At 63.0% G+C, this 13,648-nt stretch carries 13 protein-coding genes; 3 read left to right on the top strand and 10 right to left on the bottom strand.

All coding sequences use genetic code 11. The annotated features are described in order from the left end of the window. From EOA36_RS11140 to EOA36_RS11095, 10 genes are all read right to left on the bottom strand, one after another. A partial coding sequence (locus EOA36_RS11140; protein WP_145969146.1) for an FAD-dependent oxidoreductase occupies positions 1–221 on the bottom strand: 221 nt, incomplete at its 3' end. 149 nt (positions 222–370) lie between these two features. After that, positions 371–1,129 (bottom strand): FkbM family methyltransferase, encoded by a 759-nt coding sequence (locus tag EOA36_RS11135; RefSeq protein WP_127277688.1) that lies wholly within the window; start codon positions 1,127–1,129, stop codon positions 371–373. Then, entirely contained in the window at positions 1,126–2,358 is a 1,233-nt protein-coding gene (locus EOA36_RS11130; RefSeq protein WP_127277687.1) for a hypothetical protein, read from the bottom strand. Before EOA36_RS11130 ends, EOA36_RS11135 begins: the two co-directional genes overlap by 4 nt. A 21-nt stretch (positions 2,359–2,379) precedes the next feature. Next, positions 2,380–3,843: an aspartate aminotransferase family protein gene (locus EOA36_RS11125; RefSeq protein WP_189522139.1), complete on the bottom strand. Its 1,464-nt coding sequence runs from the start codon at positions 3,841–3,843 to the stop codon at positions 2,380–2,382. Positions 3,844–3,912: 69 nt separating this feature from the next. After that, positions 3,913–4,920: an NAD(P)-dependent oxidoreductase gene (locus tag EOA36_RS11120; RefSeq protein WP_127277685.1), complete on the bottom strand. Its 1,008-nt coding sequence runs from the start codon at positions 4,918–4,920 to the stop codon at positions 3,913–3,915. Next, a complete protein-coding gene (locus EOA36_RS11115; RefSeq protein ID WP_127277684.1) occupies positions 4,917–5,351 on the bottom strand; it encodes an EamA family transporter in 435 nt (144 codons plus the stop codon). Before EOA36_RS11115 ends, EOA36_RS11120 begins: the two co-directional genes overlap by 4 nt. A 124-nt stretch (positions 5,352–5,475) precedes the next feature. Next, positions 5,476–6,825, bottom strand: coding sequence for an FAD-binding oxidoreductase (locus EOA36_RS11110; protein ID WP_127277683.1), 1,350 nt, complete (start codon positions 6,823–6,825; stop codon positions 5,476–5,478). A gap of 2 nt (positions 6,826–6,827) precedes the next feature. Continuing rightward, a complete protein-coding gene (locus tag EOA36_RS11105; protein ID WP_127277682.1) occupies positions 6,828–8,261 on the bottom strand; it encodes a UbiA family prenyltransferase in 1,434 nt (477 codons plus the stop codon). A gap of 225 nt (positions 8,262–8,486) precedes the next feature. Beyond that, the gene (locus EOA36_RS11100) at positions 8,487–8,750 is read right to left on the bottom strand and encodes a hypothetical protein (RefSeq protein ID WP_127277681.1); all 264 of its coding nucleotides are present in this window, start codon (positions 8,748–8,750) and stop codon (positions 8,487–8,489) included. Between the two features lie 215 nt (positions 8,751–8,965). Further along, on the bottom strand, positions 8,966–11,452 hold the full coding sequence (locus tag EOA36_RS11095) for a mechanosensitive ion channel family protein (RefSeq protein WP_127277680.1): 2,487 nt from the start codon (positions 11,450–11,452) through the stop codon (positions 8,966–8,968). Positions 11,453–11,639: 187 nt separating this feature from the next. On the opposite strand from EOA36_RS11095, the gene EOA36_RS11090 reads away from it, so the two are divergent. The 3 genes from EOA36_RS11090 to EOA36_RS11080 all read left to right on the top strand — a co-directional run. Further along, entirely contained in the window at positions 11,640–12,899 is a 1,260-nt protein-coding gene (locus EOA36_RS11090; RefSeq protein ID WP_127277679.1) for a sarcosine oxidase subunit beta, read from the top strand. Positions 12,900–12,908: 9 nt separating this feature from the next. Then, positions 12,909–13,205, top strand: a complete 297-nt coding sequence (locus tag EOA36_RS11085; protein WP_027145874.1) for a sarcosine oxidase subunit delta — start codon at positions 12,909–12,911, stop codon at positions 13,203–13,205. Further along, positions 13,202–13,648, top strand: a 447-nt coding sequence (locus EOA36_RS11080; RefSeq protein ID WP_189553173.1) for a 2Fe-2S iron-sulfur cluster-binding protein, incomplete at its 3' end; no start/stop codon positions are given. The genes EOA36_RS11085 and EOA36_RS11080, both read left to right, overlap by 4 nt.

Below are 13,648 nucleotides of genomic sequence, written 5' to 3'. Positions count from 1 at the left end.
ATCGAATAGAGCGTCGTCCAGCAGGACAGGAAATCGTGGCTGGTGGTGTAGCAGAAGTCCGACGCATGCGCGGTCGAGCCGATATCGGTCGGGATGCCCGACTTGTCGATGCCGACAATGTCGTCCCAGCCGCGTTCGATCAGATGATGAGCGATCGATGCACCGACAATGCCGCCGAGGCCAATGATGACGACCTTCGCCTTTTTCGGAAATTCTGCCATTGCCCGCGACTCCAAGTGCTGTTGCGGGCGGCGTCGGCGCCCGTTTGATCGGCGCACAATATGCAGGCGGCGGGCACTGCGCTACCGCCTGTTTGCGACACGCCACGGATGCGGCGCGACCCGTCGTGGCTCAGGAAAAACAGCTACCGTCAGGCAAACGCCCAGACGTCCTCGGCCTGGAAGCCGACCTGGTAGCCGGCGGTCTTCAGCTTGACCACGACCTGGCCGATTTCCAGGGCGGGCAGCGCACCGACCTCGATCTTGATCATGCCGGGACGGTAGCGCTTGAGGTCGAGCTGTTCGAAGACGATCCAGTCGGCGCCTTCGCAATCGACGAGGAAGGCGTCGATATGGCTGACGCCGTTGCGGTCGAGCAATGTCTGCAAGGTCTCCGACGGCACCTCGATGTCTTTCAGATGCGGCGCGAACTTGTTGAAGTTGGCATCGGCCTCGCCCCAGGCGTTCTTGCCCGACATCAAATTGGTGTCGGTCACCGACGAGCAACCGATGAACTCGATCGGCAGCGTGCCGGCCTCCAGGGCAGCGGCATCGAAAGTGTGGACGGTGATGGTGCCCTTGGTCCTGGTCACCGCCACAGGCTCGATGATGAAGCGCTCCGTATCTGGATAGTTGGCGCGTAGCCGCTTCTGATTGTACGGGATCGGCTCGACCAGCACGGCGCGGGCCCTTGGGATGCGGTGCAGCCAGGGCGTCACGTCATCGAACAGCGCGCCATCGCAGGCGCCGACATTGACCATCTGGAATGGCCGGCCGCCAACACCGAAATGCGCCCTCAGCGCCGCCTTGACCAGGAATTTGGTGCCGCGCAGTGACGGCCCGCGATCGAGCAGGCCGGCGGGAAGGCCAAGCGACAGGGCAATGCGCGCCAGGCTGGAAACCGAACTCATGATTTGTCTCCGGGAATGACGTGCAAGGCGGCGCGATGCTGGCCACGGGCGACCGCCGCCCACAGTTCCATGAAGGGCGGTGCCAGCAGCAGGAATGGCGGGATCAGATGCGGGAAATAGATGCGCGTATCGTGGATCGGAAAGACGGTGAATTTGGCTAGCGCGCCGAGCACCAGCGCCGCGAACAGGATACCGGCGCGGCGATCGAGCTTGAAGCCGGCACGGCTCGCCGCATACCAGCCGGCCAGCGCCAGCACCGAAACGCCGATCCAACTGTTCAGGTTGACGGCGCGCAGCAGCGACGTGGCGAACGCCCTGAGATAGGCGATGACCGAGAAGGCCGGCTCGAACCCGTCCATATTGTAGTGCTGTTCGATGCTGGAGAACCAAAGATGCGGCCACCAGCCGGGATGATGGGCCCAGTGCGAAATGGCGAAATAGGCAATTAAGGACGCGGCAAAGCCGGCCAGCGCGCCCCATGCCTGCTGCCGGAAGACGACCAGCAGCACAGCGAAAACAGCAAGGAAAACAATATTGTCCGGTCGCACCATGAAGGCGGGAAAGAGCAGGATCGCCGTCGCCGCCTCGCGGCCTCTGACGTAGGCGTAGAGCCCGCCGAGCAGCAGCGCCGAGGTGAGCAGATCCGGCGTCGAGGCGCGCGCCGCATCGCCGAAATCGGCCATGATCAGCACCGCGCCGACCACCGGCGCCAGGGCCAATGCGTTTTGCGAACGCAGCCAGAGCAGCGTGATCGCGCCGAACAGCAGTGCCGAAAACACCTGCACCAGACGCATCGCCTCGACCGGTGACATCACCCCGCTCAGCGTCGACAGGATTTCGGCATAGAGGAACTTGATCCGGTACATGCCGAGCAGCGAATGGAAGTCGGCGGCGTTCTGCGCCATGTGGCTGCGGAAGCCGCCGCCATCGTCGGTCAGCGCCTTGTAGTCGCCGGCCGAGACACCCGATTTGACGGTGTCGTAGGTATAGTCATGCAGCGCTTGCGCATCGGGGTAGGTGCTCTCCTCCGATATGGCGAGATAGGGCAGCATGTCCCAGTTGGCGTCGGGCATCACCCAGGCCGTGAACGCCGTCAGAAGGATATAGAGCGCGAAAGCCGCGGCGCCGATCGGAGCCGCCAGCCGCGCATAAGTTCCCTCACCCCACGCCAGGCCGGCCTCGACGAGCCGGTCGAGTGGATTCTTTGCAGAGGGCGACTTGGTCAGCATGACAGTGTTCAGCGAACCTCGTTAACGGACTTGGCTTTTGACGAAATCCTTAACGATCGCCACGATGCCGCGCGACAAAAGGCTGTCGAAGGCGTCGACGAAGCGGTCGACATGCTCGCGCTGGCAGATCAGCGGCGGCTCCAGCCGGATGACGTTGCGGTTGTATTCGGTGAAGGCGACGAGCACGTCATAGTCGCGCAACAACAGCGCGCCGACGAAGCCGGACAGCGAGCCCTTCAGCTTGTCGTCGAGCACGCTGACGATGGGGCGCAGTACCATAGGCAAGGTCTGCGAGAAGTCGTGGAACTCCAGGCCAATCATGAAACCCTTGCCGCGCACGTCCTTGATGATCTTGGGGTATTTTTCCCTGAGCGCCTGCAGGCGCTGCAGCAGGTAATCGCCGGTAACGGCGGCATTGTCGATCAGCCCCTCGTCGTAGAGCACGTTGATGCCCTCGATCGCGGTGGCGCACGCCTCGCCCATGCCACCGAAGGTGGCCATGGCATGGATCATCGCCGTCTTCGGCGTGCCATAGGCCTTCATGTAGATTTCGCGGCGCGCAATCATCGCGCCGACCGCTGCCTTGCCGGCGCCAAGCGACTTGGCCAATGCCGTCACGTCAGGCACGACGCCGTAATGCTCGAAGGCATAGAAGCGGCCCGAGCGGCCATAGCCGCACTGGACTTCGTCGGCGACCCACAGCACGCCATACTGGTCGCACAGCGCCCGCAGCTTTTGCCAGTATTCAGTCGGCGCCTGGATGATGCCGCCGCCGCCCTGGATGGTTTCCAGCACGATGACGCCGACTTCCGGATCGGAGCGGAACAGGCGCTCCACGGCTTCGATATCGGCGAAGGGAATGCGCACCGTGTTGTCGGCCATCTTGAAGTCGGCGCGATAGAGCTGGCCGTCGGTGATGCCCAGCACACCCTTGGTCTTGCCGTGGAAGGAATTCTCGGCATAGACGATCTTCGGCCGCTTCGGACCGGCGGCGCGCTCGGCGAGCTTCACCGCCGCTTCCATCGCTTCCGAGCCGGACGAGCCGAGGAACACCATATCGAGATCGCCAGGCGAGCATTTGGCGATGTTGTGCGCCAACGCGGCCGCATATTGCGACATGAAGGCGATGGCGATTTCCTGCCGCTTTTCCTCCTGGAATTTTTTGCGGACTTCCAGAATGCGCGGATGGTTGTGGCCGAAGGCCAACGAACCGAAGCCGCCGAAGAAATCGAGGATCTTGCGGCCGTTCTGGTCGATGTAGAACATGCCCTCGGCACGCTCGATCTTGATCTTGTGGAAGCCGAGCAACTTCATGAAATGCAGCTGGCCCGGGTTGAGATGCGCCTTGAACAGGTCGGTCATCCCTGCGACATCCATCGCCTTGGCCTGCTCGACGCTGATCAGGTCGGGCTTGGCGATGGTGGCGGGCGACAGCGTCGGCGCGCTGACCAGGGTGCGCGTATTCGTCTGCTCCGGCTTGGCCATGACGGTCATTTCAATCTCCTGTCAGCGCTCCGACCAGCGTCGTGCGCAATAAGCTGTGTTGGCAGGCCGCTATTCGCCGGGCACATGTTTGGTGGCGACAGCGGGACCTGCCTTCTTGGCGCGGTATTCGCTGTAGGCGGCGATCAGCATGTCCTCGTCGCGGTATTGCGGCACCCAGCCGAGCTGGCGCTCGGCCTTGGATACGTCGAGCACGCATTCCTCGTCGGCGATCAGATATTGCTCGGGATCCATGATCGGCAGGTTGATGAGATCGAGCAGGTCGAGCGTGCGCTTGACCGCCCAGCCGGGCGTAGGCAGCAGGATCGACTTCGAGCCGGCATGCCGGATCAGGTCACCGAGCAATTTTCTCACCGGCGGCGGGTTGAGCGAGCCGAGATTATAGGCCTCGTTGGGCACACCGGCCTTCCAGGCCGCGCGTGCGGCCTCGGCGCAGTCGAACACCGAGATGAATTGATAAGGGTTGCGGCCCGAACCGATCATCGGCACCGGAAAACTCCAGTCGATCAGCTTGAACAGCTTTTCCAGGATGCCGAGCCGGCCGGGTCCGATGATCAGGCGCGGACGAAACAGCGAGATCGACATGCCGCGCCTGCGCCATTCGGCGGCCAGTTCCTCGGTCTTCTGCTTCGACCAGCCATATTCGCCGAGCGGCGCGACCGGATGCTCCTCGGTCATCGGCTGGGTGACCGTGTGGCCGTAGATCATGTCGGTCGTGTAGTGGACAAGCTTCGGCGCGCCAGCCTTGTCCATGGCCTGCATGATGTGCTCGGTACCGTGGACGTTGACCGGAAAGAAGAAATCGTGCCGCTTGGCACGCACCTGGATCGGCGACAGCATCTTGGCCGACAAATTGTAGACCATGTCGTCGGCTTTCAGCCCGACCGCGGCAACCGAGCCCGGGTCGGTGACGTCGCACTTGATGAAGCGGACATTGCGGTAATGCGCAAGGTCGCTCTTGGCGATGTCGACGACGACGACTTCCTCACCATCGGCCACAAGCTTCGGCGCAAGGTGGCGGCCGACGAAGCCGTCACCGCCGAAAATCACATGTCTCATCGAACGATCTCGTTTGCCTGTATCTTGTCGGAGGTGATGGACGCGCTCTGCTCCTCATGCCCTCGCCCACTTTGCGCGATCAGCACCGTGCCGACGCAGATGCAGGCGATGCCGGCGATGCGCCAGCCGTTGAGATCCTCGCGGAACACGAAATAGGCGAAGATCGCGACGGCGACGTAAGCCAGGCTGAGAAACGGATAGGCAAAGGAGAGTTCGACTTTGGAAAGCACATAGAGGTGCGAGACCATCGAAATGACGAAGGTGCACAGGCCAAGGAAGACCCAGGGGCTGAAGACGATCTGCAACAGCTTGATCAGCGGATTGGTGCCCTCGAACGAAATCGGTCCGAGCGACATCATGCCTTGCTTCAGCATAAGCTGCGCGGCGGCATTGGTCATGACCGTAAAGAGAATGAAGACGATATATTTCATTTCAACCCGCCACCCCCGCAATATCAGGTAATACAAACCTGAAAAGATTTCGTGAACTCACGAAACTGTTTTGAGTAAATCTTGCCGTTAAGCGCTCAGAAACCATGATTAATTCCAATTTTATCTATTCGGCCGCCTCGGCGCCGCGGCGCCTGTGGTCGATGCTCCCGGCCGTACGCGCCCAGAAATCGGACATGAAGGCGGGATCGCGCAACGCTTCCAGTCTCGGCCAGTCGGGGAACGAAGCGCTGAAGGTCGCAGCCGACATGCGTGCATCCTTGTAAGGGTTGACCGCCCCGCCGGCCGCGATGGTCATGCGGTCGAGCTCGCCGAGCAGGGCAAGCGTCGCCGCTCCCCTGTTGGGGAAGTCCAGCGTCAGCGTGTAGCCCGGCCTCGGGAACGACAGCAGTGCCGGCGAGCGGACTCCGCCGAAGCGCTTCAGGACGGTGAGGAAGGACCCCTGCCTGGCCTGGCGGGCAGCCGTCAGCAATGCCGGCACGATCGCGCGCGCCGCCTCTTCCGGGACCACGCTTTGATGCTGGAACAGCCCCTTCGGGCCATAGAGCCTGTTCCAGTCGTGCAAACCGTCGAGTGGGAAGAAAAAGCCCTGGTATTCGACCTGGCGCGGCACGGTAGCCGGGCGTTTTTTCCACCTGTAGGCAGCGTTGAACGCGGTCAGGAACGGCCGGCTGAGCACGTTGAAGGGCGGCTGGAACGGCACCGAGAATTTCCCGTTTGCACGCGCGGCCGCGTGCGACCCATGCTCGGCGTGGTTGCCGGTAAACAGCAAGCCCCGTCCGCTGTCGCGGCCACCGGCAAGTTGGTCGATCCAGGCGACGGCATATTCGTTGGCCTGGTCCGCTGCTTCGGCAAGGTCGAAATATTCGCCGAGTTCGCGAAACCGCGCCGTCTTTTCGATGATGTCGAGCGACGGAACCCGCATCAGCCGGATCGAGGCCGACAGGATCAGGCCCGTGAGGCCCATGCCCCCGATGGTCGCCCGAAACAGACGCGGATTGTCGGTCGCCGAGCAGCGATAGCTACGCCCGTCCGACCGCAGCAGGGTGAAGCTTTCCACATGGCAACCGAACGTGCCGCGCCGGTGATGGTTCTTGCCATGGACATCGTTGGCGATGGCGCCGCCGAGCGTGACGAATTGTGTGCCGGGGACCACCGCCGGAAAGAAACCGTGAGGCGCGGCATGTGCAATGACATCCGCGAGCGGCACACCGGCATCCGCTTCGAGCAGGCCGCTCTCGGCGTTGAAGCCGCGAATGCGGTTCAGGGACCGCATGTCGATGACCGTGCCGGCCTGGTTCTGGCAGGAATCGCCATAGGACCGGCCATTGCCATAGGCAAGCAACGATGCTTGCCTGGCCTGGCCGCCTTTCAGCAGTGCAATGGCGTCATCGGCATGCATCGCCCTTGCCGCAGGCGGCGTGGCAAGGCCAAAGCTCTGGAAGCGTTCGGCCATGCCTACCAGCCCCCGATGACCAGCAGCACCGCGCCGATCGCTACCACGATCTGGCTACGCCAGTCGCGTATGATGAAGACGACCGGGTCATCGTGCATTTCGTCGCGGCGCGCCAGGATCCAGACGCGCATGGTGAGGTAGAGCACGATCGGCGCCAGCGGCCAGATCAGCCAGGGATGCGGATAAAGTTCGCGCACCGCGACGCTGTCCATGTAGAGCGCCAGCACCAGCGCCGAGGAGAAGGCCGAAGCCATGCCGGCCTGGGCGACGATCTCCTGGTCTTCGGTGCGATAGCCGCGGCCGGCAATGCGTTCGCCTGGCGGAATGGCGGTGGTGCGCAATTCGACGAAGCGCTTCACCAGCGCCAGCGACAGGAAGAAGAAGATCGAGAAGGCGAGCAGCCAGAACGAGACGTCGACGCCTGTGGCGGCCGCGCCCGCCAGCACACGGATCGTATAGAGCCCGGCAAGCGTCAGCACGTCGACCAGAAGCATGCGCTTGAACGACAGCGAATAGGCGGTCGTAACGACCATATAGCCACCGAGCACCCCGAGGAATTCGATCGGCAGAAGGCAGCCGGTGCCGACGCCGATCGCCAGCAGCACCGCGATCGCGCCAAGGCCGAACGGGATCGAGAGCGCGCCGCTGGCGAACGGCCTGTTGCGCTTGGTGACGTGCTTGCGGTCGAGCGCAAGGTCGAAGAAGTCGTTGAGGATATAGATCGCCGAGGCAACGGCGCTGAACGAGACGAACGCCAGCAGGCATTCCCAGATCATGTTGGAGTTGAAATATTCGTGCGACAGCATCATCGGCACGGCGATCAGCGAATTCTTCAGCCATTGGTGGACGCGCAGCATCTTGATGATGGTCGGCAATGTCGGCTTCGGAGCCGGCATCGTTTCGGCGCCATGCGCCGCCTGCCAGCGTGCGGCATGACGGTCCGGCGCCACCACGATCGCGCTGCGCGCCGCGTCGAAGACCTGGAGGTCATGGCGGCTGTTGCCGGCATAGTCGAAACCGGCATCGCCATAGGCCGCGAGGAGCGAGGCGCGCTTCTTGCCCGAAGTGAGATTGTCGAGGCCGTCGGTGGCCAGCACCCGGTCGAAGATGCCGAGATGGACGGCAATGGCGTCGGCGAACTTGCGCGGCGTGCCGGTGGCCAGCACGAGCTTGCGGCCTTCGGCGTGCTCGGTGCGGAGCCGGTCGAGCAACGGCGCCCGATAGGGCAGCGTGGCGGGGTCGATGTCCACGCGCTGGGCGATCGCCTGCTTCAGCCGCGCCGGTCCCCCGGCCGCCCAGAAAGGCACCAGGAAAAGATAGAGCGGGTTCTTCTTGAGGAGGATGAACAGTCCTTCCCACAACAGGTCGGTCGCGATCAGCGTGCCGTCGAGATCGACCGCAAGCGGTATTGCGTTCCTGTCCGACCGCGCGTCCATGCCCGTCCTGCCCTGCCAGCATATGATCCGGAAACCGGAACCCGTTGAGCGCCGTATTTCGGCGTCTTGGACAGTGGTATAGCGGGGGATCGCCTAGCGAACGTTAAAACGTACGGTTGCAGACGGCTGCCGCGGCGGTATTTCAGGCGTCACTGTTAAGCAACAGCTACCGGAAACGATAAAAGGCCGGACAAATGCCCGGCCTTTCCAACCATGCCACGGAGATTACTTGATGCGGGCGACGCCGCCGGAAATCTCGATGGTTTCCGAACCGGTCAGGGCTTCGAGGTCACCGTTCGGCAAGGTGACGAAGCAGCCGTTCTGGCAGAACTCGACGGTTTCACCGCCGGCCAGGGCAAGCTCGGTCTTGCTGCCGCCCTCGGTCACGACCAGCGTGCGGGTCTCGGCGTCCTTGTTGACCGCGCTGGCGGCATGGGCCGAGCCGCTCACGGCGAGCAAGGCCACGGCAGCGACGAGAGACTTCCACATTTGCAGTATCGGTGTTCCCACCGCCTCTGTTGCATTTCACAAGGCATTTTCGCCTTTGCATGGGAGCTTATATGAGATGAAAGCTGAACCGCAACTGAATGCCGCATTCATGCCGCAATTGGCTTTGGCTTTGCCCACCTCGTTAACCTGGCCGCCCGGCACGAAATGAGCCGAAAGGCAGCGACGGGCGCCGCCCGGCAGGCCGGATCCCGGGCCTAGTCCGGATCGGGCTTCTTGGACTTGCGCGGCTTCGGCAGCTTTTTCGACTCCGCCTCGGCTTGCGCCTTGGCCTCTTCCTGCTCCGCGAAATCGGCCTCGATCTTGTCGTCATCGGTTGGCCAAGCCTGGTGCTTCTTGGCCTCGACGACCGCGCGCGGCGTGGAAGGGATTTCGATGTGCTGGTCGTCGAACTTCTCCAGCACGGTGAAGCGGACGTCGTTCTGCACGATGTTGCCGTTCATCACATCGGCCAGGAACACACGAATCTCGAATTCGAGCGCGGCGGGTCCGAAATTGGAAAACAGCACGAAAGGCTCGGGATTCTTCAACACCAGCGGATGGCTGCGCGCGATATCCAGCAGCACGGCGTGGACCTGCTTGACGTCGCTGCCATAGGCGACGCCGACCTTGATGTCGATGCGGCCGAGCTTGTTGCGGTGCGTCCAGTTGCCGACGGCGTTGTTGATCAGGTTGGAATTGGGCAGGATCACCGACTGCCGCTGGAAGGTCTCGATCTCCGTGGCGCGCACGCTGATCTTCTTGACCGTGCCGCTGACGTCGCCGGCCACGATCCAGTCGCCGACCTTGAAAGGACGCTCGGCCAAAAGGATCAGGCCGGAGACGAAATTAGACACCACATTCTGCAGGCCAAAGCCGATACCGAGGGAGAGAGCACCGGCGACCAGCGCCAGGCTGGAGAGGTCGATACCGGCGGCCGAGATGCCGACCAGCGCCGCCAAGGCGACGCCGGCATAGCCGACCGCCAGCCGGATCGAGTTGCGCACCCCGGTGTCGACCTTGCCGCGCGCCATGACCGAGCCGTCGAGCCAGCCCTGGAACCAGCGCGTCAGGAAATAGCCTATGACGAAGACGACGATGCCCGACAGGATGCCGGTGACCGAAATCGTCACCGAACCGATATTGATGCCGGTTGCGAGCTTATATGCCCACGCCTCGATATCGCCGGGCTGGAAGCCCCACATCAAGAGGATCAGCGGCAGGAACACCAGCACGATCATCAGGTTGATGGCGATGCTGACGACAAGGCCGAGCTGGTCGAGTGCGGTGTCCTCGTAGCTGGAATTGGCCGACAGCCAGCGCCCGACCGACGTGTTGGCGAAAGCGCCCTCCTCGCCGATCTCGCGCGCCGACAGGAAGCCGATATAGGCTGTTATCAGCGCGGTGCCGGTGACCACGACCTGCAGCGATACGAACAGCGCAAGGCCGATATAACCGAGCAGCGCCGCGATGATGGTGAAAAGCCCGAGCCCGAGCGAGGTGTAGCGCAGCCATGCCGGCCATGGGCGCCAGCTTCCGTCACGCGCCTTGAAGGGCCTCAGCATCGCCATCAGGATCAGGATGACGCCGACGATGATGGTGGCGACGAAACTGCGCGCGATGGTCAGCGACAGCGGCGACCCCATCTTGTCGTTCACGATCGACAGGAAGGTGTTGAAGCTGATGACCACGGCCATGGCGGTGGTCAGGCGGACCAGCCAGCGCGCCGGCCCGGTTTCGACGGGGATGAGACGCCAGTTGGGCAAACGCGGCTCGAGTGCCGCGTTGGTCAGCCGGTTGACGCAAAACACCACGCCGATGACGGTGGCCAACGCATTGAGGAAAAGCCCAATATCGCCGCGCAAGACGTTGTAATAGTTGAAAAAGAAGATAGTCGAGCCGAGAAACGCGGCAACCGCCAGCGTCGGCAGCAAGGTCGACCAGAAGGCCACCGAAAGACGGCTGAGATAGGATGGATCCTCATTGCTGGGGTCGGCCTCGAACACCCGCCCGAACAGGCGCCGCCCGCCGACCAGAAGCACCAGCGCCAGGCCGAGCGCCACGAAGGTTGCCGCCAGGATGGCCTGGAACTTGAACTTGATGGCGAAGCTCAGCCAGGACGACACCGCCTTGTAGAAATTGCCGAACTCGTCGCGCGCATCGGAAAACACCTGCGGGCTCAAGGCGTCCGAGAGTACGTAGCGCTTGGTCAACAGATTGCGGAACAGCGCGCTGCGCATGTTGCCGATCTTGTCGATCAGCCCGCTGATGCGGATCGACAGGTTCTGTGCGCTGGCGACGACCGCGTTGATCTCGGCCTTCTCCGACGCCAGCGCCTGGCGTTCGCCGGTCACTATGTCGGGCTCCTGCGGCTGGCCTGCCGCCGGCGGCGGGCCCAGCACCTCGATGCGATTGTTGATGTCGGTGAGGCGCGAACGGAATGCCAGCGCACTGGTGAGTGCCGACCGCGACAGATCCTCCAGTTGCAGACGGATATCCACGAGCGAGGCATCGTCCTCACCGTCCTGCTGTAATTTCTTCTCGAGATCATCGGTTTTGGCTGTCAGGCCCTGGATGACCTTCTGCTGATCGGTAACCAATCCGGCGGCGCCCTGGCCGAGCGCTTGCGCCATCGCCTCAAACGAAGGCGGCGCCGAAACGACAAGCGCGAGGATCAGGATGAGGCGAAGCAATCGAAAAAGCATGATCTGTTGGCGACTCACGGAGCGCAAAGGCAATTCAAAAAAAGCCTGTCCTTGATAAAGACGGCCATCATGGGGCAAGCCGTCGCATCGAGGCGTCGGCCAGTCGAAAGGCCATGGCGCAATATTGGCTTTGCCGATGCGGCCTGCTCTATAGTCTGCCGCATCGCCCGCAACGGACACCTTACACATGGCAGAGTACTCGGCCCTTTCGCTGCTCGCGAACGCGCTCAAGGGAAACAAGGACTGGAAGCCGGCCTGGCGCAAGCCGGATCCGAAGGCCTCCTACGACGTCATCATCATCGGCGGCGGCGGTCACGGCCTGGCGACCGCCTACTATCTGGCCAAGGAACACGGCATCACCAATGTCGCGGTACTGGAGAAAGGCTGGCTGGGATCCGGCAATGTCGGCCGCAACACCACGGCCGTGCGCTCGAACTATCTGCTGCCGGCCAATACCCGCTTCTACGAGCATTCGATGAAGCTTTGGGAGGGCCTGTCGCACGAGCTCAATTACAACGTCATGTTCTCGCAGCGCGGCTGCCTGAACCTGGCGCACACGCCGGCTCAGTTCGACGACTACGCGAGGCGCGGCAACGCCATGCGCCATCTCGGCGTCGACGCGGAATTGATGACGCCAGCCGAGATCAAGCGCCTGATCCCGGCGCTCGATATCTCCGATGATGCACGCTTTCCCGTGGTTGGCGGCCTGATGCAGCGGCGCGCCGGCACCGCCCGGCACGATGCGGTTGCCTGGGGCTATGCGCGCGGCGCCGACCGCCGCGGCGTCGACATCATCGAGAATTGCGAGGTCACCGGCTTTCTGCGCGACGGCGACCGCATCACCGGCGTCACCACCTCGCGTGGCGATATCAGGGCCAAGAAAGTGGCGGTCGCGGTGGCCGGCAGCACCGGCCGCGTCATGCAACTGGCCGGCGTCGAGACGATGCCGATCGAAAGCCATGTGCTGCAGGCCTTCGTCACCGAATCGCTGAAACCTTTCATCGACACCGTCGTGACCTTCGGCATGGGCCATTTCTACATGTCGCAGTCCGACAAGGGCGGCCTTGTCTATGGCGGCGACATCGACGGCTACAACAGCTACGCCCAGCGCGGCAATCTGCCCATCGTCGACGAGGTGATGAGCGAGATGCTGGCGCTTTTCCCAGGCCTTGCCCGCGTGCGCATGCTGCGCTCCTGGGGCGGCGTCTGCGACATGTCGATGGATGGCTCGCCGATCATCACCATCGGCCCCCTGCCCGGCATGTATCTCAATTGCGGCTGGTGCTATGGCGGCTTCAAGGCGACGCCGGCTTCCGGCTGGTGCTTTGCCTGGACCATCGCCAAGGACCAGCCGCACGATTTCAACGCCCCTTTCACGCTCGACCGCTTTCATCGCGGCCTGGTGATCGACGACAAGGGTCAGGGCGCGAACCCGCGGCTTCATTAGGAACATTCCGTGCTGATCACTTGCCCCTACTGCGGCCCGCGCGACGTCATCGAGTTCACCTATCAGGGCGACGGCAACCGCGAGCGTCCCGACCCCGCCTCGCAGAATTTCGAGGCCTGGAACGCCTATGTCTACGACCGGCTGAATCCGGCCGGCGACCACAACGAGATCTGGCAGCATTCCGGCGGCTGCCGGGCGCATCTGAGGGTTGTGCGCAACACGCTGACGCATGAGATTTCCAGTGTCGCCTTCGTGCGCGGCGATCACAGCTCGGCCGCGCGCCGCAAGGCGGAGGACAAGCCATGAGCCCGCGCCGCACCGACACCGGCGGCCGCATAGACCGGCTGAAGACGATCCGCTTCACTTTCGACGGCGTTGCCTATACCGGGCATGGCGGCGACACGCTGGCGTCCGCGCTGCTGGCCAATGGCGTCACGCTGTTCGGACGTTCCTTCAAATACCATCGGCCGCGCGGCCTGCTGAGCGCGGGCGTCGAGGAGCCCAACGCGCTGGTAACGGTGCTGAAGGGCGAAGTGCGCGAGCCCAACATCCCGGCGACCATGGTCGAGATCCATGACGGGCTGATCGCCGTCAGCCAGAACCGTTTCCCCTCGCTCACCTGGGACATCCATGCCGTCAACCAGCTCGGCGGCAAGATCCTGTCGGCCGGCTTCTACTACAAGACCTTCATGGGTCCGGTTATCGGCCCGCTGAAAGGCACGCGCTTCTGGATGTTCTGCGAGCATTTC

The organism is Mesorhizobium sp. M8A.F.Ca.ET.021.01.1.1 (genome assembly GCF_003998025.1).
Lineage (GTDB): Bacteria > Pseudomonadota > Alphaproteobacteria > Rhizobiales > Rhizobiaceae > Mesorhizobium.
Note: the sequence above shows the minus strand (reverse complement) of the source record. Positions and strands in the feature narration are given on the sequence as shown.

Coding starts and splice junctions, on each gene's coding strand:
- EOA36_RS11135 (WP_127277688.1), bottom strand. CDS start 1,129: ATGAGTTCGGTTTCCAGCCTGGCGCGCATTGCCCTGTCGCTTGGCCTT.
- EOA36_RS11100 (WP_127277681.1), bottom strand. CDS start 8,750: ATGTGGAAGTCTCTCGTCGCTGCCGTGGCCTTGCTCGCCGTGAGCGGC.
- EOA36_RS11115 (WP_127277684.1), bottom strand. CDS start 5,351: ATGAAATATATCGTCTTCATTCTCTTTACGGTCATGACCAATGCCGCC.
- EOA36_RS11090 (WP_127277679.1), top strand. CDS start 11,640: ATGGCAGAGTACTCGGCCCTTTCGCTGCTCGCGAACGCGCTCAAGGGA.
- EOA36_RS11110 (WP_127277683.1), bottom strand. CDS start 6,825: ATGGCCGAACGCTTCCAGAGCTTTGGCCTTGCCACGCCGCCTGCGGCA.
- EOA36_RS11095 (WP_127277680.1), bottom strand. CDS start 11,452: ATGCTTTTTCGATTGCTTCGCCTCATCCTGATCCTCGCGCTTGTCGTT.
- EOA36_RS11120 (WP_127277685.1), bottom strand. CDS start 4,920: ATGAGACATGTGATTTTCGGCGGTGACGGCTTCGTCGGCCGCCACCTT.
- EOA36_RS11125 (WP_189522139.1), bottom strand. CDS start 3,843: ATGGCCAAGCCGGAGCAGACGAATACGCGCACCCTGGTCAGCGCGCCG.
- EOA36_RS11105 (WP_127277682.1), bottom strand. CDS start 8,261: ATGGACGCGCGGTCGGACAGGAACGCAATACCGCTTGCGGTCGATCTC.
- EOA36_RS11130 (WP_127277687.1), bottom strand. CDS start 2,358: ATGCTGACCAAGTCGCCCTCTGCAAAGAATCCACTCGACCGGCTCGTC.